Source organism: Arthrobacter crusticola (assembly GCF_004357995.1).
Lineage (GTDB): Bacteria > Actinomycetota > Actinomycetes > Actinomycetales > Micrococcaceae > Arthrobacter_D > Arthrobacter_D crusticola.
This window is the reverse complement of record NZ_SMTK01000001.1, coordinates 293,218-316,772: the sequence shown is the minus strand read 5'-3', so window position 1 is coordinate 316,772 and position 23,555 is coordinate 293,218. Positions and strand designations below refer to the sequence as shown.

Annotated in this window: 21 protein-coding genes and 3 tRNA genes; 10 read left to right on the top strand and 14 right to left on the bottom strand. The window is 67.8% G+C overall.

The features are described from left to right. Nucleotides 1-253: 253 nt before the first annotated feature. Complete coding sequence (locus tag E2F48_RS01445; RefSeq protein WP_133402236.1) at nucleotides 254-1,054, bottom strand: SDR family oxidoreductase; 801 nt, start codon at nucleotides 1,052-1,054, stop codon at nucleotides 254-256. Nucleotides 1,055-1,135: 81 nt separating this feature from the next. On the opposite strand from E2F48_RS01445, the gene valS reads away from it, so the two are divergent. Continuing rightward, on the top strand, nucleotides 1,136-3,769 hold the full coding sequence (valS, locus tag E2F48_RS01440; RefSeq protein WP_133402235.1) for a valine--tRNA ligase: 2,634 nt from the start codon (nucleotides 1,136-1,138) through the stop codon (nucleotides 3,767-3,769). Nucleotides 3,770-3,865: 96 nt separating this feature from the next. On the opposite strand, the gene E2F48_RS01435 is transcribed toward valS, so the two are convergent. The 6 genes from E2F48_RS01435 to E2F48_RS01410 all read right to left on the bottom strand — a co-directional run bounded on the left by E2F48_RS01435 (nucleotide 3,866) and on the right by E2F48_RS01410 (nucleotide 9,170). Beyond that, entirely contained in the window at nucleotides 3,866-4,480 is a 615-nt protein-coding gene (locus tag E2F48_RS01435; RefSeq protein ID WP_133402234.1) for a mycothiol-dependent nitroreductase Rv2466c family protein, read from the bottom strand. Between the two features lie 132 nt (nucleotides 4,481-4,612). Continuing rightward, nucleotides 4,613-5,905 carry an ATP-dependent Clp protease ATP-binding subunit ClpX gene (clpX, locus tag E2F48_RS01430; RefSeq protein ID WP_133402233.1) on the bottom strand — a complete coding sequence of 431 codons (1,293 nt, stop codon included), beginning with the start codon at nucleotides 5,903-5,905 and terminating at the stop codon, nucleotides 4,613-4,615. A 134-nt stretch (nucleotides 5,906-6,039) separates the two neighbouring features. Next, on the bottom strand, nucleotides 6,040-6,714 hold the full coding sequence (locus tag E2F48_RS01425; RefSeq protein ID WP_120165387.1) for an ATP-dependent Clp protease proteolytic subunit: 675 nt from the start codon (nucleotides 6,712-6,714) through the stop codon (nucleotides 6,040-6,042). A gap of 48 nt (nucleotides 6,715-6,762) precedes the next feature. Further along, nucleotides 6,763-7,359: an ATP-dependent Clp protease proteolytic subunit gene (locus tag E2F48_RS01420; RefSeq protein ID WP_133402674.1), complete on the bottom strand. Its 597-nt coding sequence runs from the start codon at nucleotides 7,357-7,359 to the stop codon at nucleotides 6,763-6,765. A gap of 261 nt (nucleotides 7,360-7,620) precedes the next feature. Next, nucleotides 7,621-9,006 (bottom strand): trigger factor, encoded by a 1,386-nt coding sequence (gene tig, locus E2F48_RS01415; RefSeq protein ID WP_133402232.1) that lies wholly within the window; start codon nucleotides 9,004-9,006, stop codon nucleotides 7,621-7,623. Nucleotides 9,007-9,096: 90 nt separating this feature from the next. Next, a tRNA-Pro gene (locus E2F48_RS01410) sits at nucleotides 9,097-9,170 on the bottom strand. 112 nt (nucleotides 9,171-9,282) lie between these two features. On the opposite strand from E2F48_RS01410, the gene E2F48_RS01405 reads away from it, so the two are divergent. Next, nucleotides 9,283-9,353, top strand: a tRNA-Gly gene (locus E2F48_RS01405). Nucleotides 9,354-9,427: 74 nt separating this feature from the next. On the opposite strand, the gene E2F48_RS01400 is transcribed toward E2F48_RS01405, so the two are convergent. After that, complete coding sequence (locus tag E2F48_RS01400) at nucleotides 9,428-9,901, bottom strand: ribose-5-phosphate isomerase (RefSeq protein ID WP_133402231.1); 474 nt, start codon at nucleotides 9,899-9,901, stop codon at nucleotides 9,428-9,430. 241 nt (nucleotides 9,902-10,142) lie between these two features. On the opposite strand from E2F48_RS01400, the gene pepN reads away from it, so the two are divergent. The 4 genes from pepN (at nucleotide 10,143) to E2F48_RS01380 (ending at nucleotide 14,373) form a co-directional block, all read left to right on the top strand. Further along, nucleotides 10,143-12,695 (top strand): aminopeptidase N, encoded by a 2,553-nt coding sequence (pepN, locus tag E2F48_RS01395; RefSeq protein WP_133402230.1) that lies wholly within the window; start codon nucleotides 10,143-10,145, stop codon nucleotides 12,693-12,695. A 2-nt stretch (nucleotides 12,696-12,697) separates the two neighbouring features. Further along, complete coding sequence (locus tag E2F48_RS01390) at nucleotides 12,698-13,186, top strand: OsmC family protein (protein WP_133402229.1); 489 nt, start codon at nucleotides 12,698-12,700, stop codon at nucleotides 13,184-13,186. Nucleotides 13,187-13,264: 78 nt separating this feature from the next. Further along, nucleotides 13,265-13,888, top strand: a complete 624-nt coding sequence (locus E2F48_RS01385; RefSeq protein ID WP_133402228.1) for a mechanosensitive ion channel family protein — start codon at nucleotides 13,265-13,267, stop codon at nucleotides 13,886-13,888. Next, nucleotides 13,885-14,373, top strand: coding sequence for a globin (locus tag E2F48_RS01380; RefSeq protein WP_133402227.1), 489 nt, complete (start codon nucleotides 13,885-13,887; stop codon nucleotides 14,371-14,373). Before E2F48_RS01385 ends, E2F48_RS01380 begins: the two co-directional genes overlap by 4 nt. Nucleotides 14,374-14,515: 142 nt before the next feature. Here E2F48_RS01380 and E2F48_RS01375 read toward each other — a convergent pair whose 3' ends face one another. After that, nucleotides 14,516-15,181 carry a DUF8185 domain-containing protein gene (locus E2F48_RS01375; RefSeq protein WP_246018464.1) on the bottom strand — a complete coding sequence of 222 codons (666 nt, stop codon included), beginning with the start codon at nucleotides 15,179-15,181 and terminating at the stop codon, nucleotides 14,516-14,518. A gap of 286 nt (nucleotides 15,182-15,467) precedes the next feature. Between E2F48_RS01375 and E2F48_RS01370 the strand changes: the two genes are divergently transcribed. Continuing rightward, on the top strand, nucleotides 15,468-16,358 hold the full coding sequence (locus E2F48_RS01370; protein ID WP_133402226.1) for an acyl-CoA thioesterase: 891 nt from the start codon (nucleotides 15,468-15,470) through the stop codon (nucleotides 16,356-16,358). 198 nt (nucleotides 16,359-16,556) lie between these two features. On the opposite strand, the gene ettA is transcribed toward E2F48_RS01370, so the two are convergent. Further along, a complete protein-coding gene (ettA, locus tag E2F48_RS01365; RefSeq protein WP_133402225.1) occupies nucleotides 16,557-18,239 on the bottom strand; it encodes an energy-dependent translational throttle protein EttA in 1,683 nt (560 codons plus the stop codon). A 64-nt stretch (nucleotides 18,240-18,303) separates the two neighbouring features. Beyond that, entirely contained in the window at nucleotides 18,304-18,891 is a 588-nt protein-coding gene (ssb, locus tag E2F48_RS01360; RefSeq protein WP_133402224.1) for a single-stranded DNA-binding protein, read from the bottom strand. Nucleotides 18,892-19,100: 209 nt separating this feature from the next. On the opposite strand from ssb, the gene E2F48_RS01355 reads away from it, so the two are divergent. After that, nucleotides 19,101-19,823 (top strand): SGNH/GDSL hydrolase family protein, encoded by a 723-nt coding sequence (locus tag E2F48_RS01355; RefSeq protein ID WP_165968663.1) that lies wholly within the window; start codon nucleotides 19,101-19,103, stop codon nucleotides 19,821-19,823. 72 nt (nucleotides 19,824-19,895) lie between these two features. Continuing rightward, nucleotides 19,896-20,270 (top strand): VOC family protein, encoded by a 375-nt coding sequence (locus E2F48_RS01350; RefSeq protein WP_133402222.1) that lies wholly within the window; start codon nucleotides 19,896-19,898, stop codon nucleotides 20,268-20,270. 122 nt (nucleotides 20,271-20,392) lie between these two features. Here the strand turns inward: E2F48_RS01350 and E2F48_RS01345 are convergent. The 3 genes from E2F48_RS01345 to mptB form a co-directional block, all read right to left on the bottom strand. Then, nucleotides 20,393-20,465 (bottom strand) — tRNA-Arg (locus tag E2F48_RS01345). A gap of 71 nt (nucleotides 20,466-20,536) precedes the next feature. Then, nucleotides 20,537-20,953: a DUF3224 domain-containing protein gene (locus E2F48_RS01340; protein WP_133402221.1), complete on the bottom strand. Its 417-nt coding sequence runs from the start codon at nucleotides 20,951-20,953 to the stop codon at nucleotides 20,537-20,539. Nucleotides 20,954-21,046: 93 nt separating this feature from the next. Then, on the bottom strand, nucleotides 21,047-22,567 hold the full coding sequence (gene mptB / locus E2F48_RS01335; RefSeq protein ID WP_133402220.1) for a polyprenol phosphomannose-dependent alpha 1,6 mannosyltransferase MptB: 1,521 nt from the start codon (nucleotides 22,565-22,567) through the stop codon (nucleotides 21,047-21,049). A 322-nt stretch (nucleotides 22,568-22,889) separates the two neighbouring features. Between mptB and orn the strand changes: the two genes are divergently transcribed. Further along, nucleotides 22,890-23,492 (top strand): oligoribonuclease, encoded by a 603-nt coding sequence (gene orn, locus E2F48_RS01330; RefSeq protein WP_133402219.1) that lies wholly within the window; start codon nucleotides 22,890-22,892, stop codon nucleotides 23,490-23,492. Nucleotides 23,493-23,555: the final 63 nt, after the last annotated feature.

Sequence of the window (23,555 nt, the reverse complement as noted above, 5' to 3'; positions counted from 1 at the left end):
CCACTCATTTTCAGGCGGTGACGGGCCCACCCGTCCGGTTCTACTGGGCCGTGCAGCCCCTGCCGGGCCCGCCGTGCTGTTCTTCCGGAAGCTCCCCGGTGATTGCCGGTTCGACGCTTATGGGTCAAAGTCTAGCCGCCCGCGCGCGGGAGTGTCGAAAGGCGCCCGGGCGCCGGTGCGAAGGTTACGCCCGGGCGCCGCCGGGGCCGCGGAAATTGCCCGCGGAGCCCGGGAACCGGTGCCGCTGAAAACCTCAGGTGGCGCGGATGACCTTGTGGTTCGCCGCCTGGGCGAGGGGACGCAACACCAGGGTGTCGACGTTGACGTGGAGCGGGGCGTTGAGCGCGTACACAATGGCGTCGGCGACGTCGGCGGCGCTCAGCGGGTTCGCGACCCCCTCGTAAACCTTGTCGGCGGCCGCCGAGCTGCCCAGGCGGTTCAGGGAGAACTCCTCGGTGTGGACCATGCCGGGGGCCACCTCGATGACGCGGACGTTGTTGGCGGCCTCCTCGAGGCGCAGGGTCCGTGCCACCGCCTGCTGGGCGGCCTTCGCGGCCACGTAGCCGGCCCCGCCCTCGTAGGCTGCAAGGGCCGCGGTGGAGGTGAGGAACACGAAGCTGCCGTGCCCGCTGCTGCGGACCGCCGGAAGGAAGCCGCGGGTGATGCGCATCGACCCAAGCACGTTCACGTTGTACATGTGCTCCCAGTCGGCGGTGCGCGCCTCGGCCACCGTTTCCATCCCGAACGCACCACCGGCGTTGTTGATGACCGCATTGACCTCCCCGCCGGCGGTCACCTCCCGCACCAGGGCGTCAACCGAGTCCTGGTCGGTCACGTCGACGACGGCGGCCCGTGCCCCCGTCTCGGCCGCGAGCTGTTCGAGCCGGTCGGCCCGCCGGGCCGCGGCGGTGACGTCCCACCCGGCGGCGCGCAGCGCACGGACCGTGGCGGCGCCGATCCCGGAACTGGCGCCGGTGACGACGGCGCGCAGGGGCCCGTCCGCGCTGCGTGAAGGGGAGCCGATGGCAGGAGTTGGCGCTGGTTCGGTGCTCATTCCACCACTCTAGCCAGCAACCCCCGGCCGGTGCCCGGCGCGGCGGCCGGGAGGCACTGGCGTCATGGAAGAATGGACACCATGGCCGAAAACATTCAGGGCACAGACACGCCCGCCCACCAGCCCGTCACCGTTCCCGACAAGCCAGCCCTTGAGGGCCTTGAGCCGCGCCTGGCCAAGCAGTGGAGGGACAACGGGACGTACGCGTTTCGCCGGGACACCACCCGGGAGGAGGTGTACTCGATCGACACTCCCCCGCCCACGGCGTCGGGTTCGCTGCACGTCGGGCACATGTTCTCCTACACCCAGACGGACGTGCTGGCGCGCTTCCAGCGCATGCGCGGGAAGAACGTCTTCTACCCCATGGGCTGGGACGACAACGGCCTGCCCACCGAGCGCCGGGTGCAGAACTACTTCGGGGTGCGCTGCGATCCCTCGGTCCCCTACGACGCCGGCTACGCACCGCCGGCCCAGCCCGCGAAGAACCAGCGCGACTTCGACGCCGTCTCCCGCCGCAACTTCATCGAGCTCTGCGAGCAGGTCGCGGTCGAAGACGAGAAGGTCTTCGAGGACCTCTTCAGCACCCTCGGCCTGTCGGTCGACTGGAACCTGACCTACCGCACCATCGATGACACCTCCCGGGCCGTCTCCCAGCGCGCCTTCCTGGCCAACCTCGCCGCCGGGGACGCGTACCTCGCCGAGGCGCCGACCCTGTGGGACGTCACGTTCCGCACCGCGGTGGCCCAGGCCGAACTTGAGGACCGCGAGCAGCCCGGCGCCTACCACCGCATCGCCTTCCACGCCCCGAACGGGCAGACGATCCACGTCGAATCGACCCGGCCCGAGCTCCTGCCCGCCTGTGTGGCGCTGGTGGCCCACCCCGACGACGAACGCTACAAGGCGCTGTTCGGCACCACCGTCACCTCCCCGCTGTTCGACGTCGAGGTCGAGATCAAGGCGCACCCGCTGGCCAAGCCCGACAAGGGCAGCGGCATCGCGATGATCTGCACCTTCGGTGACCTCACCGACGTCACCTGGTGGCGCGAACTGCAGCTTCCCACCCGCGCCGTGGTCGGCCGCGACGGGCGCATCCGCACCGAGACCCCCGAATGGATCGCCACCGACCGCGCCCGGGAGAACTACGCGGCCCTGGCCGGCAAGACGATCTTCAGCGCCAAGGAGGCCGTCGTTGAACTGCTGCGCGCCAGCGGGGACCTCGACGGTGAGCCGAAGAAGATCCTGCACCCAGTGAATTTCTACGAAAAGGGCGACAAGCCCCTCGAGGTCGTCACCAGCCGCCAGTGGTACATCCGCAACGGCGGACGCGACGCCGACAAGCGCGAGCGCCTGCTCGCCCGCGGCCGGGAGATCGACTTCCACCCGGCGTTCATGCGCTCCCGGTACGAGAACTGGATCGAGGGCCTCAACGGCGACTGGCTGGTCTCCCGCCAGCGCTTCTTCGGCGTGCCTGTGCCGGTCTGGTACCCCCTCGACGCCGACGGCGAGCCGGATTACGAGAACCCGATCGTGCCCTCCGATGAGTCCCTGCCGGTGGACCCGGCCGGAGAGCCGGCTCCCGGCTTCGAGGAGAGCGCCCGGAACCAGCCGAACGGGTTCATCGGCGACGCCGACGTGCTCGACACCTGGGCGACGTCGTCGCTGACCCCGCAGATCGTCGGCGGCTGGTCGCGGGACGAGGAGCTGTTCTCCCGCGTCTTCCCCTTCGACCTGCGCCCGCAGGGCCACGACATCATCCGCACCTGGCTGTTCTCGACCGCCGTGCGCGCCGACGCCCTGCAAAACTCCGCGCCGTGGCGCCACGCGGCGCTCTCCGGCTGGATTCTGGACCCGGACCGCAAGAAGATGTCCAAGTCCAAGGGAAACGTCGTGGTCCCCACCGACGTGCTCGAGCAGTTCGGCTCGGACGCGGTGCGCTACTGGGCGGCCTCGGCAAAGCTTGGCGCCGACACCGCCTATGAGATCAACCAGATGAAGATCGGCCGCCGGCTGGCGATCAAGCTGCTCAACGCGTCAAAGTTCGTGCTGAACCTTGGGGCCACGGAGGCCTCGGCCTCCCCGTCGGCCCTGCCGCGGGTCACCCAGCCCCTCGACCTCGCCCTGCTGGCGCAGCTGCGCGAGGTCACGGCGCAGGCGACGGCGGCGTTCGAGAAGTACGACTACGCGCGGGCACTCCAACTTACCGAGTCCTTCTTCTGGACCTTTACCGACGACTACGTGGAGCTCGTGAAGGACCGCGCCTACGGTGCGGCGGGCGAGGACGCGAAGGAGTCGGTGCTCACGGCCCTGGCCACGACGCTCGACGCCCTGCTGCGGCTGTTCGCCCCGTTCCTGCCCTTCGCCACCGACGAGGTCTGGAGCTGGTGGCGGGAAGGTTCGGTGCACCGCGCGCCGTGGCCGTCGGCCGAAGCCCTGCAGGGCCTCGACGGCGCCGATCCGGAGCTGCTGACCTCCGTTGCCCTGGCCCTGGGCGGCGTGCGCAAGGCGAAGTCCGAGGCGAAGGTCAAACAGCGCACCGAGGTGGCCACCGCCGTCGTCACGGCGTCGCCGGCCCGCGTGGCGCACCTGCGGGCGGGCCTTCCCGACCTGCTCGCCGCCGGCAATGCGCGCGACCTCACCCTGGCCGAGGGGGACGGCGACCTGACCGTCTCCGCGGTGGAACTCGTTCCCGCCGAGGTCACGCCCGCCGACGCCTAGGCGTCTGAATCGGCCCCAGGCACCTGCAACGACGACGGCCCCGCGCACTGCGCGGGGCCGTTCGTGTCGATGCCGCCGGTGGGCGGCGTCGACCGCCTACTCGAAGCTGGGGGCCTCGGTGCGGGTGCGCTTGATCTCGAAGAAGCCGGGGAACGAGGCGAGCTGCACGGCGGCGTCGAAGATTCGGCCGGCTTCCTCCCCCCGGGGGATGCGGGTGAGGACCGGGCCGAAGAAGGCGGTGCCGTTGAAGGCGACGACCGGAGTTCCCACGTCGTCCCCCACCCGGTCGATGGCCCCCTGGTGCGAAGCCCGCAGCCTGGCATCGAATTCGTCCGTCGAACCATAGTCCGCCAGCTCATCGGGAAGCCCCACCTCCGCGAGGGATTCCTTGATGACCAGTTCGAAGTCCCGGTTTCCGTCGACATGGATCCGGGTGCCCATGGCATCGTAGAGAGGCTTGGTGTACTGGGCGCCGTGCAGCGTCTCCGCCGCGATCAGGACACGCACCGGCGCCCAGGCCGAGTCCATAAGGCTCCGGTAGTCCGCCGGAAGATCGCGGCCCTCGTTCAGCACCGAAAGGCTCATCACGTGCCAGTCGATGCTGATGCTGCGGACCTGCTGCACCTCACCCATCCACCGGGATGTCACCCAGGCGAACGGACACACCGGGTCGAACCAGAAGTCGGCCTTCTCGGCTACGGAATCTTGCATGGGGATACTCCTTTTTGGGGTTGGGACAGTTCTGTTCGCGGCGAACCGCGGCAGATAAGAACGGCGCCGTGCCCTCAGGGCACGGCGCCGATGCCGGGTATTGGCGGTTTTTCTACGGGATGGGAATGGGGACTAGGCCGACTTGGTGCGGCGCTTGGCGACGACGTCGTGCGAAATCAGCGTCGGCTCGGCGCGCTTGGCGACGACATCGGCGGTGATGACGACCGAGGCGACATCGTCACGGCTTGGCAGGTCGAACATGACCGGCAGCAGCACTTCCTCCATGATGGCCCGCAGCCCGCGGGCGCCCGTTCCCCGCTCCAGGGCGAGGTCGGCGATCGCTTCGAGCGCCTTCGGGTCGAAGGACAGTTCGACGCCATCGAGCAGGAACATCTTCTGGTACTGCTTCATGAGGGCGTTCTTGGGCTCGGTGAGGATCTGCATGAGCGCCGGACGGTCAAGGTGGGTCACCGTCGTGATCACCGGAAGCCGGCCGATGAACTCCGGGATCAGCCCGAACTTCAGGAGGTCCTCGGGCATGACGTCGCCGTAGCTGACTTCCTCGTTCTTCAGTGAGCTCAGCGGCGCACCGAACCCGATCCCCTTCCGGCCGGCACGCGACCCGATGATCTCCTCGAGGCCGGCGAAGGCGCCCGCGACGATGAACAGCACGTTGGTCGTGTCGATCTGGATGAACTCCTGGTGGGGGTGCTTGCGTCCGCCCTGCGGCGGAACCGACGCCACGGTTCCCTCGAGGATCTTCAGCAGGGCCTGCTGGACGCCCTCGCCGGAGACGTCGCGGGTAATCGAGGGATTTTCGCTCTTCCGCGAAATCTTGTCGATTTCGTCGATATAGATGATGCCCTGCTCGGCCTTCTTCACGTCATAGTCCGCGGCCTGGATCAGCTTCAGGAGGATGTTCTCGACATCCTCCCCGACATACCCGGCCTCCGTGAGGGCCGTCGCATCGGCCACGGCAAACGGAACGTTCAACCGCCGGGCGAGGGTCTGGGCCAGGTAGGTCTTGCCGCAGCCGGTCGGCCCGATCAGCAGGATGTTGGACTTGGCGATCTCCACTTCCTCGGCACCGGCTGCGCCAGTGAGGGTTCCGGCCGTGCGCGGGGCGCTGCCGGACTGGATCCGCTTGTAGTGGTTGTAGACGGCAACGGCCAGGGAACGCTTGGCGGGCTCCTGGCCCACCACGTACTCCTGCAGGAAGTCGAAGATTTCGCGGGGCTTGGGCAGTTCGAACGTGCCGAGGTCCGCGACCTCCGAGAGCTCCTCTTCGATGATCTCGTTGCAGAGGTCGATGCATTCATCGCAGATGTAGACCCCGGGGCCGGCAATGAGCTTCCGCACCTGCTTCTGGCTTTTTCCACAGAAAGAGCACTTCAGCAGATCCGCGCTCTCACCAATGCGAGCCATGTGTCAGTCCCCTTACGTGGTACTTGGATGCTGTTTCCACTCTAGGCCACATGATCCCGCGAATCAGTACCAAAATGCCCGTAGTGCCAAACCTGGCACTACGGGCATCGGCGGCCGGGAGCGGCCGGTGGAGATTACGGCGTGTTGATCATCGGCTGGACCATCTTGCGCGAGGTCAGGACCTCGTCGACGAGACCGTAGGTGACGGCCTCGGCCGCCGTGAGGATCTTGTCGCGCTCGATGTCGCGGTTGACCTGTTCGGTGTCGCGCCCGCTGTGCAGGGCGATGGTGTCCTCGAGCCAGGTGCGCATGCGCATCACTTCGTTGGCCTGGATTTCCAGGTCGGAGGCCTGTCCGCCCTGCCCGCCCGAGAGGGCAGGCTGGTGGATCAGGACGCGGGCGTTCGGCAGCGCCAGGCGCTTGCCGGGCGCACCGGCGGCCAGCAGGACGGCGGCGGCGCTGGCGGCCTGCCCGAGGCACACCGTCTGCACCTCCGGACGAATGAACTGCATGGTGTCGTAGATCGCCGTCATGGCCGTGAACGACCCGCCGGGCGAGTTGATGTACAGGGTGATGTCGCGCTCTGGGTCGGTGGACTCGAGCACGAGCAGCTGGGCCATGATGTCGTCGGCGGAGGCGTCGTCGACCTGGGTTCCGAGGAAGATGATGCGGTCCTCGAACAGCTTCGTGTACGGATCCTGGCGCTTGAAGCCGTAGGGCGTGCGCTCCTCGAACTGCGGCAGGATGTAGCGGCTTGAGGGCATCTGGGGTGCCTGCGACCCGGCCGTGGCCGAGAAATTGGTGTTCATGAGGGTCTCCTGGTGGAAAGGCTGTGAAAGGTAGGAAACTGCAGGCACTTACGGGCGGTGGGTTCCGCCGCCGCCGGACACCGTGCCGGCGTGCGCCGAGATGTGGTCGAAGAACCCGTACTCGAGGCCTTCCTGGGCCGTGAACCACTTGTCGCGGTCGTTGTCCTTGAGGATGGTCTCGACGCTCTGGCCGGTCTGCTCGGCAGTCAGCTCAGCCATGACCCGCTTCATGTGGAGGATCAGTTCGGCCTGGATGCGGATGTCGGAGGCGGTGCCGCCGATGCCACCGGAGGGCTGGTGCATGAGGATGCGCGCGTGGGGGGTGGCGTAGCGCTTGCCCTTGGTGCCGGAGGACAGCAGGAACTGGCCCATCGAGGCCGCGAGGCCGGTTGCGACCGTGACCACGTCGTTCGGGATGAACTGCATGGTGTCGTAGATGGCCATGCCCGCGGTCACCGAGCCGCCGGGCGAGTTGATGTACAGGAAGATGTCCCGCTCCGGGTCCTCCGCCGAGAGCAGCAGGAGCTGGGAGCAGATGACGTTCGCGTTGTCGTCCCGCACCTCGGAACCGAGCCAGATAATGCGCTCCTTGAGGAGCCGGTTGAAGATGTAGTCATCACGTCCGCCCGGATCGGCGGTCGCCATGCTGGGGGTGGTTGGTTCGGTTGCCATTCTCGTTAACCTCTCACTCTGGCGGGCGCTTCCCCGAAAGGGGCTGCCCGTCCGTTTGTCTCACATTGGACACTAACCCGGCCCGGCGAATTTTTGCTGCTGCTCCGGGAACTGTTCGCTGACGGCGCACCAGCCCGGGCGGGACATTCCGGGCCGGAACCGGGGCCGCCTGGGCAACGCAAAAGACGCCGCGCCCCGAAGGGCGCGGCGTCTTTTCACGCTGGTGAAACGGAATCAGGCGCGCTGCGCGTCGTCGCCCTCGGTGACCTCGGCGGCGGGCGCGTCCTCGACGGTGTCCTCGACCTCGACGGTCTCGGTGTCGTCGGCACCGGGCCGCACGAAGTCCGTGAGATCGACGGCGTCGCCGTTGGAGTCGGTGACCTTTGCCAGTTCGAGAACCTTGGCCAGGGCCTTGCGGCGGCGGACCTCTCCGACGATCATCGGCACCTGGCCGCTGGAGTCGAGCATCTGGGCGAACTGGTTCGGTTCCATGCCGTACTGGCTGGCGGTCGAGACGATGTAGTCGATCAGTTCGGCCTGGCTGACCGAGACCTCTTCCTTCTCGGCAACAGTGTCGAGGATGATCTCGTTGCGGAAGGCGCGCTCGGTGTTGGTGCGCACCTCCGCACGGTGCTCCTCGGTGTCGTGCTCCTCGCCGGCGTTGCCGGCGTTCTCGGGCTTGAAGTGCTGCTCAAGCTGCTCGGTGATGACGGCCTCGGGGACGGGCACCTCGATCATCTCGACCAGCTTGTCGAGGACCTTGTCGCGGGCTTCGACGCCCTGGTCGACGATCTTGCTTTCGGCGGCGCGCTTGGCGAGGTCCTCGCGCAGCTCGGCTGCAGTGTCGAACTCGCTGGCCAGCTGGGCAAAGTCGTCGTTGACCTCGGGAAGCTCGCGCTCCTTGACGGCCTTGACGGTGACGGTGACCTCGGCGTCGGCGCCGGAGTGCTCGCCGCCGGCGAGCTTGGTCGCGAAGGTGGCGGACTCATCGACGCTCAGGCCGGTGACGGCCTCGTCCATGCCCTCAAGCATGGTGCCGGCGCCGACCTGGTAGGAGAGGTCCTGAGCGGAGTCGACCTCTTCGCCGTCGATCTTGGCGCTGAGGTCGATGGTCAGGAAGTCCCCGTCCTTGGCCGGGCGGTCGACGGAGTTGAGCGTGCCGAAGCGGCTGCGCAGCTCGTCCACGGCCTTGTCGACGTCCTCGTCCGATGCCTTTGCGGCCTCGACGGTGACCTCGATGCCCGAGTAGTCGGGCAGTTCGATCTCGGGGCGGATGTCCAGCTCAACGGTGAAGACGAGCTGGCCGTCCTTCTTGGCGGGGTCCGGAACCTCGGTGATCTCGACCTCGGGGCGGCTCAGCGGCCGGATTCCGGTTTCCTTGACGGCGTTCTGGTAGAACCCGTCAAGCCCGTCATTGACGGCGGTCTCGATGACGTAGCCGCGGCCAACGCGCTGGTCAATGAGCTGCTGGGGAACCTTGCCCTTGCGGAATCCAGGAACCTGCACCTGACCGGCGATCGTCTTGTAAGCCGCGTCGATGTTCGGCCTGAGTTCCTCGAACGGGACCTCGACATTGAGCTTCACCCGCGTGGGGGAAAGGTTTTCGACAGCGCTCTTCACAGCGTAGGACTCCTGAGTGATTGGGATAGTTTCCGTATTGAAAAACGAGGACCCGGCATCCGAAAATACTAGGGTCTTCGACATACGGAGTCGGGGTGACAGGAGTTGAACCTGCGACTTCCTGCTCCCAAAGCAGGCGCTCTACCAAGCTGAGCTACACCCCGAGAGTGCGAGAGCCAGTCTACGTAACTTTGACCCCCGTTGCACATTTGGCGATTGCACCCGACCTGTGGTGTAGTTATATGCGTTCCGGAGAGCCTCTGAGGCCCGGACTCCGGGGATGTAGCTTAATGGTAAAGCCTCAGTCTTCCAAACTGATTACGCGGGTTCGATTCCCGTCATCCCCTCGGAAACGACAACACCCGGACGTCTTGAACGTCCGGGTGTTTTTGTGTGCGCTCCCGTGGGGCGGCCGCCGGGCCTACTCGGGGACGTCCCCGGTGGCTTCGTAGTCGGCGATCTTGCCGATGCGGCGCACGTGGCGGCTGTCGTTGCTGAACGGCTCGGCGAGGAACGCCTCGATGATTGAGGTCGCCTCCTCGACGCTGTGCTGGCGTCCGCCGACGGCGATGATGTTCGCGTCGTTGTGGTTGCGGGCAAGCCGGGCGGTGTCGAGGTTCCAGGCCAGGGCGGCGCGGATGCCGCGCACCTTGTTGGCAGCGATCTGCTCGCCGTTGCCGGACCCGCCCAGGACGATCCCGAGCGCCTCGACCCCTGCGGCCTGGTCGGCGACGACGGCGAGGGCCGCGTTGATGCAGAAGCGTGGGTAGTCGTCCTCGGGGTCGTACTCGGTGGGGCCGTGGTCGACCACGTCGTAGCCGGCGGCGCCGAGGTGGCCGACAAGGTGGGCGCTGAGCTCCATCCCTGCATGATCTGTGGCGAGGTGGACACGCATGAGCAATCCGTTCGGTCGGGGGTGATTCCGCCTTCTAGCCTACTGCTACGCCACCGCCGCCCCGTCTCCCCCGGTGCCGCTGCCCGGCCTCCGCCCGCTTCCCCGCTCCCCGGCAGCGTGCTGCCGGGGCGCCCGAAGGGAGGTGGATAAAAGGAAAAAGTGAGAGAATACGAAACGCTGCGCAGGGCGACCCCGACGCGGCGTCCTTGTTCCCCACCCTGGAGGCGACCCCTTGCCCGGCATGAACCTGACGCGCAGCGAAGCCAGCGTCCGCTCCGAACTCCTGCAAGTCCACTCCTACGACATCAACCTCGACCTGATGCGCGGGGAGCGCGTGTTCGGATCGAGGACGGTGATCCGCTTCGATGCGGTCCAGGGTGCCTCAACATTCATCGATGCCGTGACCGACACGGTGCACCGCGTGAGCCTCAACGGCGTGGAACTCGATCCCTCCTCGGTCGCCGACGGGCACCGCATCGCCCTGCCGGACCTCGCCGCCTCCAACGAGCTCGTCGTTGACGCCGACATGCTGTACATGAACACGGGCGAGGGGCTCCACCGCTTCGTCGACCCGGTGGACGGTGAGGTCTACCTCTACACCCAGTTCGAGGTTCCTGACTCCCGGCGCGTGTTCGCGGTGTTCGAGCAGCCCGACCTCAAGTCGACCTTCCGCTTCACGGTGACCGCGCCGCCGCACTGGGATGTCATCTCCAACTCGCCCACCCCCGAGCCGGTCGCCGCAGCCGCTGCCGGCGAGGAGCCGGCACGCTCCACCTGGTCGTTCGAGCCGACGCCGGTCATGTCCTCCTACGTCACGGCCCTGATCGCCGGGCCGTACCAGGCGGTGCGCAGCGAACTGACCAGCGCCGACGGACGCACCATCCCGCTTGGGGTCTTCGCCCGCCGGTCCCTCATGCAGCACCTCGACGCCGAAAACATCTTCAAGCTCACCCGCCAGGGGTTCGAGTTCTACGAGAAGCAGTTCGGCACGCCCTACCCCTTCGAGAAGTACGACCAGCTGTTCGTCCCGGAGTTCAACGCCGGGGCCATGGAAAACGCCGGCGCGGTGACCTTCGTGGAGACCTATGTCTTCCGCTCCCGCGTCCCGGAGGCCACGGTGGAGCGCCGGGCCATCACCATCCTTCACGAGCTGGCGCACATGTGGTTCGGCGACCTCGTCACCATGAAGTGGTGGAACGACCTGTGGCTCAATGAGTCCTTCGCCGAGTACATGTCGACCCTCGCCGCCGCGGAGGCGACGGAGTTCACCCAGTCCTGGACCACATTCGCCTCGCTCGAGAAGTCCTGGGCGTACCGCCAGGACCAGCTGCCCTCCACTCACCCGATCGTCGCCGAGATCAAGGACCTCGATGACGTCCAGGTGAACTTCGACGGCATCACCTACGCCAAGGGCGCCTCGGTGCTCAAGCAGCTGGTCGCCTGGGTGGGCCAGGAAAAGTTCATGGAGGGCGTGCGGGAATACTTCTCCCGGCACTCCTGGAAGAACACCGAACTCAAGGACCTGCTCGTCGAGCTCGAAAAGGCCAGCGGGCGCGACCTCACCCAGTGGTCCTCCCTGTGGCTCGAGACCGCTGGCGTGAACACCCTGCGCCCCGAGTTCACCGTGGACGAGGACGGCGTGATCACCGCCTTCTCCATCGCCCAGTCCGCACCCGAGGACTACCCGACCATCCGTCCCCACCGCCTCGCGGTCGGCTTCTACGACCTCGACGACGAGGGCCGGCTGACCCGGGTGGCCCGCATGGAGCTCGACGTCGACGGCGAACGCACCGAGGTGCCCGAAGCCCTCGGGCAGCGCCGGCCCGCCCTGGTCCTGCTGAACGACGACGACCTCGCCTACGCCAAGATCCGCCTGGATCCGGCGTCGCTGCGCACCTCCATCCGGCATCTGAGGCACTTCGCCGACTCGCTGGCCCGCACCCTCGTGTGGGGTTCGGCCTGGGATGCGGCGCGGGACGGCGAGACGCCGGCGCGGAACTACGTCGAACTGATCATGCAGAACATCGGGGAGGAATCGGACTCCTCGGTCGTCCTGGTGCTGCTCCGCCAGCTGGCCGCCACCCTCACCTTCTACGTCAAGCCCGAGGACCGGCAGGCGATGAGCGACGCCGTGGCCGACAGCCTGCTTGAGCTCTCCGAGGCGGCAGGGCCCGGCTCGGACTCGCAGCTGCAGTTCATCAAGGCCTTCGCCACCCACGCCCGCACCGATGCCCAGCTCGACGTTGTCGAGGCAATCCTGACTGGCACGTCGGTTCCCGAAGGGTTGACGGTTGACCAGGACCTCCGCTGGGAGCTGCTCACCTCCCTCGTCGCCGGAGGCCGGTACGGCCAAGAGAAGATCGATGCCGAGCTCGCCGCCGACTCCACCGCGACCGGCCAGCTCGCGGCCGCCCAGGCACGCGCCGCAGTGCCGACCGCGGAGGCCAAGGCCGATGCCTGGAGCGCCATCGTGGAGCGCAGTGACCTGCCCAACGCCGCCCAGCGGTCGGCGATCCAGGGTTTCACCCGTGTCCACGACACCGCGCTGCTCGAGCCGTACGCCGCGAAGTACTTCGACTCGGTCCGGGAGGTCTGGGACTCGCGCACCTACGAGATCGCCCAGCAGATCGTCGTCGGTCTGTACCCCTCCCGGCTCGTCTCGCAGGATACCCTCGAGAGGACCGACGCATTCCTGGCCGAACTCGGTGACGAGATTCCGTCGCTGCGGCGCCTGATCCTGGAGAACCGCGACGGCGTGCAGCGGGCGCTGCGCGCCCAGGCCGTGGACCGGTAGCCGTGAACCTCTCCGAACATCGATACAACGTGGCGGTGAAGTGGACGGGGAACCTCGGCACCGGCACCTCGGGCTACCGGGACTACAGCCGGGAGAACGAGGTCACCGCCCCCGGTCTGCCGCTCCTTCCGGGCACCGCCGATCCGACCTTCCATGGCCAGAAGGACCGGTGGAACCCGGAGCAGCTGCTCCTGGCCGCACTGTCCCAGTGCCATCTGCTGTCCTACCTCCATGTGGCGGTGAAGGCGGGTGTGACAGTGACCGCCTACGACGACGACGCCGAAGGCTTTATGCGGCTCAACCGCGACGGCACCGGCGAATTCACCCGCGTTCTCCTCCGTCCCCGGGTGACGGTCGCCTCACCGGAGGATGTCGAAAAGGCCACCGGACTTCACGCCCGGGCCGCTGCGACGTGCTTCATCGCCCGTTCGGTGAACTTCCCGGTCGACCATGAGCCCGTCACGGTCCTGGCGGACCCGGCGGTAGCCTAGTAACAGCAGCGCCGCCGGGCCCCCGCACCGGGCGGGAGCCGGCCCGCGGCACCCACGAAGGAAGCAGTAAACACCGGCATGCATCTTTTTCCGGAGCTCGGCTATGGCGGGCGTGTCATCGGCGCCGTCGTCATCCTGATCGCCGCCCTCCTCCTCTGGCTCATCGTCCGCTACCTGGTGCACCGCTCGGTGACCCGGGTCCGGAACGGGTACAGCGTCTTCAAGAAGCCCCACTTCCGCTGGGCGCAGCCCGTGCTCCGCTCACTGGATACGGGCCGGCGCAGCCAGCGGGCCGAAACCATCGGCGGGCTCCTCACCAGCGTCGCCGCCGTGAGCCTTGCCACCGTCGCCATCATGATGGCGCTGGGGGAACTCGGCCTGAACATCGGCCCGATCCTCGCCAGCGTCGGGATCGTCGGCATCGCCATCGGTTTCGGCGCGCGGGAGGTCATCCGGGACGCGTTCCTCGGCTTCTTCATCACCATCGAGGACCAGTACGGCATCGGGGACACCATCGAGATCGGCGAGACCGTGGGCGTGGTGCAGTCCGTCGGACTGCGCATCACCCGCATGGTCGATGCGAACGGCGCCATCTGGTACGTGCGCAACGGCGACATCACCAAGGTGGGCAACCGCTCGCAGGGAAACTACATCGAGCCGGCGCCGGCGGACCAGCCGGAATCGGCAGGAGAGAAGCCATGACCGAACCAGAGCCCTTGCTCCAGGAGACCATTCCGCTGACACCGGGCCGCCCGCCCCTGCCGGCGGAGAGGGTCATTCAGGTCGGGCGGGGCTTCACCCAGCCCGACTACAACTTCTACGAGGCGGTCGGCGGCCACCCGACCTTCGTGAAACTGATCGACGTGTTCTACGACGGCGTGGCCCAGGACGAGATCCTGCGGCCCATGTACCCGGAGGAGGACCTCGGGCCCGCCAAGGAGCGCCTGCTGCTGTTCCTTGAGCAGTACTGGGGCGGGCCGAAGACCTACGGCGAGCAGCGCGGACACCCGAGGCTGCGCATGCGCCACATCCCCTTCCAAGTCACGCCGAAGGCCCGGGACGCCTGGCTGCGCCATATGCGCACCGCCGTCGACTCCCTGGACCTCGCTCCCCTTCACGAAGCGACCCTGTGGGACTACCTCGACCGGGCCGCGCAGTCCATGGTGAACGCCGCCGACCCGGCCTGACCTTCTCCCCCGCGGCGTCGAGGACGCACTACTTGCCGGCGACACGACCATTCGGCGGTCAGTGCTCAGTCCTCGAGGGTGGCCGGAATCGCACCCAGGATCCCGAGGACCGACGGGGCGGCAGGCCTGGCTCTCGAGGCGCTTAGAGCACCGCGGCGGCGCGCACCAGCACATGCCCCCGCGACGTGCTCAGCCGGGTCCACCGGCCGCTGGTGAACAGCGACGGGGTTTCACCGTCGACGAGGAACCCTAGGGCGAAGGCGCCGAAGGCGGCCCCCGCCGGCAGGTCGGCCGGAGCACCGGGGATCGCCCTCCCCCACACCGTGCCGCGCCGGTTGTTGACCATCAGCGCCCCCGCGCGGTCGGGAAGACTGCCGGCGACGTCGGCGATCCCGGCCCTCGCCGCCTCTTCAAGTGCGTCGGTGGCGAGCGTTCCGGCGGGCTGCCAGCCGGAACGGGGCGGCAGCACCCCGGCCCAGTTCTGCCGCAAGGTGACCGTCGGCACGGTGAAGACGACGTCATCCCGCATGCGGGCCAGGCGGTCGGAGACCGAGGCAAGCGCCACCGTCACATCGACCCGGGCCGGCTCCGCCAGGGGCATGGTGCGCAGTCCGAGCACCGTGGGGATCGCCTCGCCGAGCACCGCGGGGCGCAGCATGCAGACGTAGGCCGCCAGGACGGATCCCGAGGCCTGCAGCCGTACGGCGCCGTCGTCGGTCGCCCGCGCCCGCGACGTGAAGGTGCGCAGGTCGGCCGACACCTGCGCGTCGGGGAAAATCAGGTGCGTTGACTCCGCTGACGCTGTCACTGATGTGCCCGCCGTCCGCCGGAAGAAGTGGGGAAATGGACGACAGTGGCGGGGCGTGCGTTGGTATCGCCATCGCGGGAGCGCGGCGGGGGAAGGACTGGGAGGGTGCGGGGCATGGATCCATCCTCTCAAACCCGCCGCCTGCGGACCATTCGACGGAACCTCCAACCGGGCCGCCCGGTGCCGCCTTGAGGCGCCGGTGCCGGTGCGTCTAAGGTCAGCAGTAGGCCCGGAAGCCTACGCCGAGGATCCGGAGAACGCACCCGCCCCGAGGAGAAACCGCCCCATGGCCGCAGAGCCCCGCACCGACCCCACGCACTCGCTGCTGTCCCTGCTCGACCTGAGCAGCGCCGATGGCGCTCAGACCGATGAGGACATCTTCGTTGGGACCTCGGCCCCCCAGCCGGGCAAGCGGGTGTTCGGTGGCCAGGTACTGGGCCAGTCGCTCATCGCAGCGATCCGAACCGTCGAGCCCACCCGGGAAGTGCACTCGATGCACGCATACTTCCTGCGGGCCGGCGACGCCGACCTGCCCATCACCTTCGGCGTGCAGCGCCTTCGTGACGGCAGGTCCTTCTCCGCCCGGAGGACGCACGCCTACCAGGACGGCGTGCCGATCCTTTCGATGATCGCCTCCTTTCAGGAGCCCGACGAGGGCCTGAACCACCAGGACGCGATGCCCTCGGGCGTGCCGGACCCCGAATCGCTGCCGAGCACCGCCGACCTGCTGGGCGGCTTTGACCACCCGGTGGCGCGGGCCTGGGCCTTCGACCGCCCCTTCGATGTCCGCCACCTCGACTCCCCGCTCTACGTCAGCAATGACGGCGTCCGCGAGCCGCGCAACGCCGTCTGGATGAAGACCTTCGGCCCGATGCCCGATGACGACGGGCTGCACCGCGCGGCCCTGGCCTACGCGAGCGACTACACGCTGCTCGAGCCGATCCTGCGGCCGCACGGGCTGAGCTGGATCCATCCCGGAATGAGCGTGGCCAGCCTCGATCACGCCATGTGGTGGCACCGCCCGGTCCGGGTCGACGAATGGCTGCTGTACGTGCAGAGCTCCCCCAGCGCCTCGGGCGCCCGCGGGCTGGCCGCCGGGAAAATCTACAACCGGGCCGGGGACCTGGTGGCCAGCGTGGCGCAGGAGGGCATGGTCCGCGTCCCCCGGGAGGGCTGAGTACCGAGGCTTCCCGGACGGGCTGGGCATCCCGTTCCCCGCCCGGATGACACCTCCGCCCGCACCGGCCCCAGCACAACGCAGAAGGACACGGACCGAACGGTCCGTGTCCTTCTGCGTTGGTCCTTCGTGCGGCCTGCCTTTGGGCGGACCCCGGCGCCGACCGGAGCCGGCCGGCGTCTGCCGCCGACTGCCCGCTTAGCCGCGGGTCAGGCGGCGGTGGGTGACCCGGTGCGGCTTGGCCGCGTCGGGACCGAGCCGCTCGATCTTGTTCTCCTCGTAGGCGTCGAAGTTACCCTCGAACCAGTACCACCTGTCCGGCTCGGCCTCGGTGCCCTCATAGGAGAGGATGTGCGTGGCCACCCGGTCAAGGAACCACCGGTCGTGCGAGACGACGACGGCGCAGCCCGGGAACTCGAGCAGCGCATTCTCGAGGCTCGAGAGCGTTTCGACGTCGAGGTCGTTGGTGGGCTCATCGAGCAGCAGCAGGTTGCCGCCCTGCTTGAGGGTCATGGCAAGGTTCAGGCGGTTGCGCTCACCACCGGAGAGCACACCGGCCTTCTTCTGCTGGTCCGGGCCCTTGAAGCCGAACGCGGAGACGTAGGCCCGGGACGGCATCTCGACCTGGCCGACCTGGATGAAGTCGTGACCACCCGAGACGACCTCCCACAGGGACTTGTTCGGATCGATTCCGCCGCGGGACTGGTCAACATAGGAAATTTTGACCGACTCACCGATGCGCAGCTCGCCGTCGTCAAGCGGCTCGAGGCCGACGATGGTCTTGAACAGCGTGGTCTTACCCACACCGTTGGGCCCGATGACACCCACGATGCCGTTGCGCGGCAGCGAGAAGGAGAGCCCGTCAATGAGCACGCGCTCGTCGTAGCCCTTGCGCAGGTTCTTCGCCTCGATGACCTGGCTGCCCAGGCGCGGTCCCGGCGGGATCTGAATCTCTTCGAAGTCAAGCTTCCGGGTCCGCTCCGCCTCGGCCGCCATCTCCTCGTAGCGGTTCAGGCGGGCCTTGGACTTGGTCTGGCGGCCCTTGGCGTTCGAGCGCACCCATTCGAGTTCCTCGGTGAGGCGCTTGGAAAGCTTGGCGTCCTTCTTACCTTGGACTTCGAGGCGGGCCCGCTTCTTTTCCAGGTAGGTGGAGTAGTTGCCCTCGTAGGGGTAGAGGTGACCGCGGTCGACCTCCGCGATCCATTCGGCGACGTGGTCGAGGAAGTACCGGTCGTGGGTGACGGCCAGCACGGCGCCCTGGTAGGCGGAGAGGTGCTGCTCGAGCCAGAGCACGCTTTCGGCGTCAAGGTGGTTGGTCGGCTCGTCGAGCAGGAGCAGGTCCGGCTTCTGGAGCAGCAGCTTGCACAGGGCGACGCGGCGGCGCTCACCACCGGAGAGCACCGTGACGTCGGCGTCCGGCGGCGGGCAGCGCAGGGCGTCCATGGCCTGCTCGAGCTGGGAGTCGAGGTCCCACGCGTCGGCGGCGTCGATAGCCTCCTGCAGCTGTCCCATCTCGGTCAGGAGCGTGTCGTAGTCCGCGTCCGGGTTCGCCATCTCTTCGGAGATTTCATTGAAACGCTCGATCTTGCCGTAAATTTCCGCGACGCCCTCCTGGACGTTGCCGAGCACCGTCTTTTCCTCGTTCAGCGGGGGCTCCTGAAGCAGGATCCCGACGGTGTAGCCGGGGCTCAGGCGGGCTTCGCCGTTGGAGGGGGTGTCGAGACCGGCCATGATCTTGAGAATGGTGGACTTACCGGCACCGTTCGGGCCGACCACGCCGATCTTTGCGCCGGGGAAGAAGGACATGCTCACGTCGTCGAGGATCACTTTGTCGCCGACGGCCTTGCGGGCCTTGGTCATTGTGTAGATAAATTCCGCCATACCACCAAGGCTAGTGCGTGGCACGGCATATCTCACATTCCGCGAATGAGTCATCCATCCCGTATCAGCGCGCGGCGCCGGCTTTCGCAGCCGACCTTCCTCCACCGTCTGCCACGTCTGCCACGTCGGCCTCCCCGCCTTCCGGCCCCTGTCCTTCGTCGGAGCCTTGAGTGGTGCCCAGATTGTCGGGCGCATCAAGGATCTGTCCAGTGGCAGGGTCGACACCCTCCGGCACCGCCTCCTCCGCCCCGTCCCCGGGTTCCTGGGTCTTCTCGATATTCTCGGTCTTCTCCGCGGAACTCCTCCGGTACGCTGCAGTCCCCCACATCAGGTCGTGGCCCACGGACTCCGCGTCGATCTCCACCGAGGTTCCGGTCCGCCCGTCTTCCTTTGACCACGGACGGACCTTTAGCCGTCCGAAGACGACGACCCGGTCGCCCTTCTTCAGGCTCGCCGAAGCGTTGGTGGCGAGTTGGCGGAACATCGAGACCGAGTACCAGTTCGTGTGCCCGTCGACCCAGGCCCCAGCCTCCCGGTCGTAGCGCCGTTCGGTCGTACACATGCGGAACCCCGCGATCGGCAGGCCGCTGGGCGTGAGCGCCAGCCGCACCTCCGTGGCAACATATCCACGCACCGTGATGGTCTCGTTCATCGTTGTTCCTTCCGACCGGAACCTCCGGGGCCGGCCGAGCGCCGGCCCTGATTCAGTCTCCCCAGGTCCAGGAGGGTTGGGTCGGGGCGGCCCGCGTATGTGGACATCTGCGAGGCACTGGCTCTCCCCTGGGCTGGCTTTTCCCCGCACACCCGGGTGGGGCGCCGGAAGTTAGCATGGGGAAACACCCGAGCTGCAAAGGGGACACTATGGCTGGACGAACCCGCCGACCCGGGATCCTGCCCGCTGCAGGAGCCGCGGCGGCAGTGGCACTGATCGCCTTTCAAGCCGCGCTTCGACGGCGGACGGCCCGCCGCCGGTCCACCCGCCGGGACGCGGCCGCCCTGCCCGCCGGCACTGGGCCCGCCAACGCCCGCACGGCAGCCGCGGGTACGTCCACCGCACGGACCATCGGCATCCTCTCGGACTCCCACGCCTACGGGAAGCATTCGTGGTGGCGCCAGACGGTCGTTGCTGGCACCGTGCCCGGACTTCGGCTCGGGGCGTACGAATCCCACCCCGGGGCGCAGACAGTGGCCCTGGTCGACCGCCTCGATGCGGCGGCCCACCAGGCGGACCTGGTGGTGGTTCAGGCCGGAACCAACGACATCCGGAAGGGGCGGTCCCCCGAACAGGCCGCCGAGGGCGTGCGCGTGCTGTGGGACGGCATCACCGCACGCGGCGCGGCGCCCGTCGCTGCCCTCGTGCCGCCGTCGGAAACGCAGCCTGCCCTCGCCGTCGAGCTGAACCGGCTGCTCAGGACCGCCGCGGAGGCCCGGGGCATGCCCCTGCTCGATGTCTACACCCCGGTGGCGGCGACCGACGGGTCGTGGCGCGCCGGGCTCAGCAACGATGGGATTCACTCCAACCGGAAGGGCTCGGACCTGATGGCGGAGGCTGCCCGGGGGCAGCTGGCCGGGCTGACGAACTGAATCCTGCACCACCAGCGCCGGTCCGACCCGCGCCGGGCGGGATGGCACCGACCCGGGTGCAAGAATCGAGCCATGGCAATCGACAAGGTTCAGCTCTTCTCAATTCCCGTCTCGGACCAGGACCGCGCCCGCGACTTCTATGTCGGCGTCCTCGGCCTCGAGCTCGTAGCCGATACCCAGATGGGACCGGACATGCGCTGGGTGATGGTCTCACCGGCCGGCGCCCAGACGGCGATGACCCTGGTCACCTGGTTCCCCACCATGCCCCCGGGGTCCCTCAAGGGGATCGTCCTGGAGACGGGCGATCTCGACGGCGACGTCACCCGGTTCCGGGCCGCCGGTGTCGACATCCCCGGCGGAATAGAGGCTGCTCCGTGGGGCCGGTTCGTGCAGTTCAACGACCCCGACGGCAATGGAATCGTCCTGCAGGCCTCGGCAGGCAGCTAGGCCGGAGTAGCCGGACCGGGCCGACGGTCAGCGAGTGTCAGACAACGACCCGGCATTGCGGCCCGACATTAACGAAAAGCGGCCCGACCGGGCGGAAGGCCGGTTCAGGCCGCTTTCGGAAGTGCCCCCGGCAGGATTCGAACCTGCGACCAGAGGATTAGAAGGCCCCTGCTCTATCCCCTGAGCTACGGAGGCAGCACTGCCAGTTTACTATGCCGTGCGGGGCCGTCCGGAGAGATCTGCTGCCGGGGGTCGCGCACCGCCACCTAGTCCGTGGGTCCGAAGGAGACCTTCAGCTCGAGCCGGTGCTGCCCATCGGGGTCCTGCGAGAAGGTGGCCTTGCCCGAGATCCCGGCGAGCCCATCTGTTCCGGAGCCCGGCACAATGTGCCCGGAGGCCGCGGCCTCGGAGCCCTCCGCAACGCCCCAGTGCTGCACAGTCATCGAGCCTGATCGTCCGCTCACATACCCTGTGAACTGCTCGGAGGCGACGTATCCGGCACCGAGGTTATTGCCGGCCATGAGAAGTTCGGCGGTGCTCGTGCCGGAGATCTCCCCGGTGAACACCTTTACTGCCCGCACCCGGGACAGCTCGCAGCTGCTTCCCTCCACCTGGTAGGGCTGGGGGTCCCATTCGGTGATCTCATATTCGCCGCGGAACAGGGTTTCTTCGAGTTCGGTCATCCTTCAAGTATTACCGCTGATTGCGGTGACCGCATGCCGGGGGACGCCGCCGCGGCCCGGCCACGGTCCGGCCGAACCCGGAATGCGCTGTCCTCAGCGCAGCATTCCCGGACCCCGTGGACGGAACCGCCGGCGGAAGAGGACCTTGGTGCGCGGGTCGAGGAACACCAGATAGAAGGCGAAGGCAAAGGCCACCACGGCGGCGATCTGGCGTGCCACCGTCAGGCTGAGTTCGAAGTAGGGGAAGATGTCCAGCTGGTCCGAAATGGCGTAGATCATGAAGAAGGAGACGGTGAAGTACAGGGTCTTCACCTGCCAGTCCTCGCGGATTCCGGTCACGGCAAACAGTGGGATGAGCCACACCACGTACCAGGACTGGATGATGGGCGCCAGAAGGACGACGGCGGCGAGCGCCACGGCCAGCCTGCGCACGAGGCGTGCATGGCTGCCGATGAAAATCTGGTGGGCAATAATGACCAGCGAGGCGACCCGCGCCGCCTTGTGCACAAGGTCGGCCAGGAACCACCCGTCCAGCCCGAGGGCTCCGGCGAGGGTGGCGACCACCAGCCCGAGGTAGCCGATCGGTGCATACCAGATCCAGATGCTCCCCGGTGTGCTCAGCGCCCCCACCCAGCCGAAGCCGAACCCGTTGATCAGCCCCAGGATCCACAGCAGGCCAAGCGACATTCCGGCGGTCATGCCCCAGTAGGCGAACTTGCGCTTCCAGGACGCTCCCTTGCCGGCCCACATCAGTCCGATGAACGGCAGGAAGAGAAGGGTGATGGGCTTGATGGCGACCGAGAGGGTCACCAGGAGGATGCCCCAGAGCGGGCGGTGGACAGCGGCCCGGTACAGGCCGGCGAGCGCCAGGCCCAGCATCAGCGCATCGTTGTGGATCGAGGCGACGAAGTTCGTGAGGAACAGCGGATTGGCGGCGGTCAGCCACAGGGCGCGGTTCGCGTTGATGCCGTGAAGCGCGGCGAGTTTGGGCACCATCAGCACGCACAGCGCCACCCCGGCCAGGGCGATCACCCGGAAGAGGATGATGGAGAAGTCAGGCTGCCCGGCGGTGATGCGGACCACCAGCTCCTCGAGCCAGAGGAACACCGGCCCGTAGGGGGTTGGACTCTGCGCCCAGAGATCGTCGGCGCCGATCTGCAGATAGTTCGAAATCTGCGAATAGCCGTCCCGATACGGGTTGAGGCCGGCGACCATCACCTGCCCCTGGGCGATGTACGCGAAGACGTCCCGGCTGAACAGCGGCAGCGCCACCGCCATCGGCGCCGCCCAGGCGATTACGGCCTTGAGCACGTAGGGGCGCGTTTCCGGCCCCCAGCCGTGCAGCCGCTGCCCGAGGCGCAGCCAGGACCGGACGAGCAGCATCCCGCCCACAGCCAGGACCAGCACCGACACCACGGCGCCGGCGGGTTCGAACCTCAGCCAGATGATCAGGGGAATCCGCCGCAGTTCGACCGAGGCCAGGGAAAGCCACCCGACCCCGAGGGATCCGGCCCACATCAGCAGCGAACCGATGAATCCCTGGAGGATCGCCGTGTTCGGCCGGTCGACGCGCGGCGCCGACGAGGGCTCAGTGACTGGGACCTGGGCGGTCATCTACGGGTATCCAATCGTTGGTCGGCACTGGCGGGGCTGGACGCACCAAGACCCGCGGTCGGCACCGGATCGGACGACGGAACGGAACGACCGGGCACCCGGTGGTTCCCCATGAGCGGACCGGGTGGCCCGACGATTCCGGACCGGCCGTCCGCGGGGATCCCGCCCAGACTGCCTCGATATTAGCACCGGCGCCGCTCGGCCCGGCCCGGTGAACGCCGTCACCGGCGCCGGGCCGGGGACCCCCGCTGCCGCTCCCGGATGCCCCCGTCGGGGGTACCGGATCGCCGCGGCCGGGCCCCGTCAGCGGTACATTGGTCGGGTGCCAATCTCAAATGAACACATCGTCTGGATCGACTGCGAAATGACCGGCCTCAGCCTCGAAACCGATGCCCTCATCGAGGTGGCGGTCCTGGTCACCGACTCGGAGCTGAACGTTCTGGGCGACGGCGTCGACGTCGTCATCGCTCCGGACCCGGCAGCCCTGGCCCAAATGGGTGACTTCGTCCGCACCATGCACACCACCTCCGGCCTGCTGGAGGAGCTCCCTGAGGGGATGTCCATGGAGGAGGCGGAGGAGAAGGTCCTCGCGTACATCCAGGAATGGGTGCCGGAGCCGCGGAAGGCCCAGCTGGCCGGCAACTCGGTCGGGACGGACCGCAACTTCCTTGCCCGGGACATGCCCCGGGTCATCGAGCACCTCCACTACCGGATCATCGACGTCTCCACGATCAAGGAACTGGCACGTCGGTGGTTCACCCGCGCCTACTTCCAGGCCCCGGCCAAACTCGGCGGACACCGCGCGCTGGGAGACATCCAGGACTCGATCCGTGAGCTTCGCTACTACCGGCGGGCCGTCTTCGTGCCGAGCCCCGGCCCGGATTCGGCGGCGAGCAAGGCTTTGGCGCAGGAACTGGACGCCTGATCGGCCGGACCGGGTGCCTGCTCGGCCGCGCCGGAACGGGTGGTGGCAAAAGCATCCGAAAAA

Bases quoted from the DNA above. Each gene is read 5' to 3' on its own strand.
- E2F48_RS01445 (WP_133402236.1), bottom strand. From the start codon at position 1,054: ATGAGCACCGAACCAGCGCCAACTCCTGCCATCGGCTCCCCTTCACGC.
- valS (WP_133402235.1), top strand. From the start codon at position 1,136: ATGGCCGAAAACATTCAGGGCACAGACACGCCCGCCCACCAGCCCGTC.
- E2F48_RS01435 (WP_133402234.1), bottom strand. From the start codon at position 4,480: ATGCAAGATTCCGTAGCCGAGAAGGCCGACTTCTGGTTCGACCCGGTG.
- clpX (WP_133402233.1), bottom strand. From the start codon at position 5,905: ATGGCTCGCATTGGTGAGAGCGCGGATCTGCTGAAGTGCTCTTTCTGT.
- E2F48_RS01425 (WP_120165387.1), bottom strand. From the start codon at position 6,714: ATGAACACCAATTTCTCGGCCACGGCCGGGTCGCAGGCACCCCAGATG.
- E2F48_RS01420 (WP_133402674.1), bottom strand. From the start codon at position 7,359: ATGGCGACCGCCGATCCGGGCGGACGTGATGACTACATCTTCAACCGG.
- E2F48_RS01400 (WP_133402231.1), bottom strand. From the start codon at position 9,901: ATGCGTGTCCACCTCGCCACAGATCATGCAGGGATGGAGCTCAGCGCC.
- pepN (WP_133402230.1), top strand. From the start codon at position 10,143: ATGAACCTGACGCGCAGCGAAGCCAGCGTCCGCTCCGAACTCCTGCAA.
- E2F48_RS01385 (WP_133402228.1), top strand. From the start codon at position 13,265: ATGCATCTTTTTCCGGAGCTCGGCTATGGCGGGCGTGTCATCGGCGCC.
- E2F48_RS01380 (WP_133402227.1), top strand. From the start codon at position 13,885: ATGACCGAACCAGAGCCCTTGCTCCAGGAGACCATTCCGCTGACACCG.
- E2F48_RS01370 (WP_133402226.1), top strand. From the start codon at position 15,468: ATGGCCGCAGAGCCCCGCACCGACCCCACGCACTCGCTGCTGTCCCTG.
- ettA (WP_133402225.1), bottom strand. From the start codon at position 18,239: ATGGCGGAATTTATCTACACAATGACCAAGGCCCGCAAGGCCGTCGGC.
- ssb (WP_133402224.1), bottom strand. From the start codon at position 18,891: ATGAACGAGACCATCACGGTGCGTGGATATGTTGCCACGGAGGTGCGG.
- E2F48_RS01355 (WP_165968663.1), top strand. From the start codon at position 19,101: ATGGCTGGACGAACCCGCCGACCCGGGATCCTGCCCGCTGCAGGAGCC.
- E2F48_RS01350 (WP_133402222.1), top strand. From the start codon at position 19,896: ATGGCAATCGACAAGGTTCAGCTCTTCTCAATTCCCGTCTCGGACCAG.
- E2F48_RS01340 (WP_133402221.1), bottom strand. From the start codon at position 20,953: ATGACCGAACTCGAAGAAACCCTGTTCCGCGGCGAATATGAGATCACC.
- mptB (WP_133402220.1), bottom strand. From the start codon at position 22,567: ATGACCGCCCAGGTCCCAGTCACTGAGCCCTCGTCGGCGCCGCGCGTC.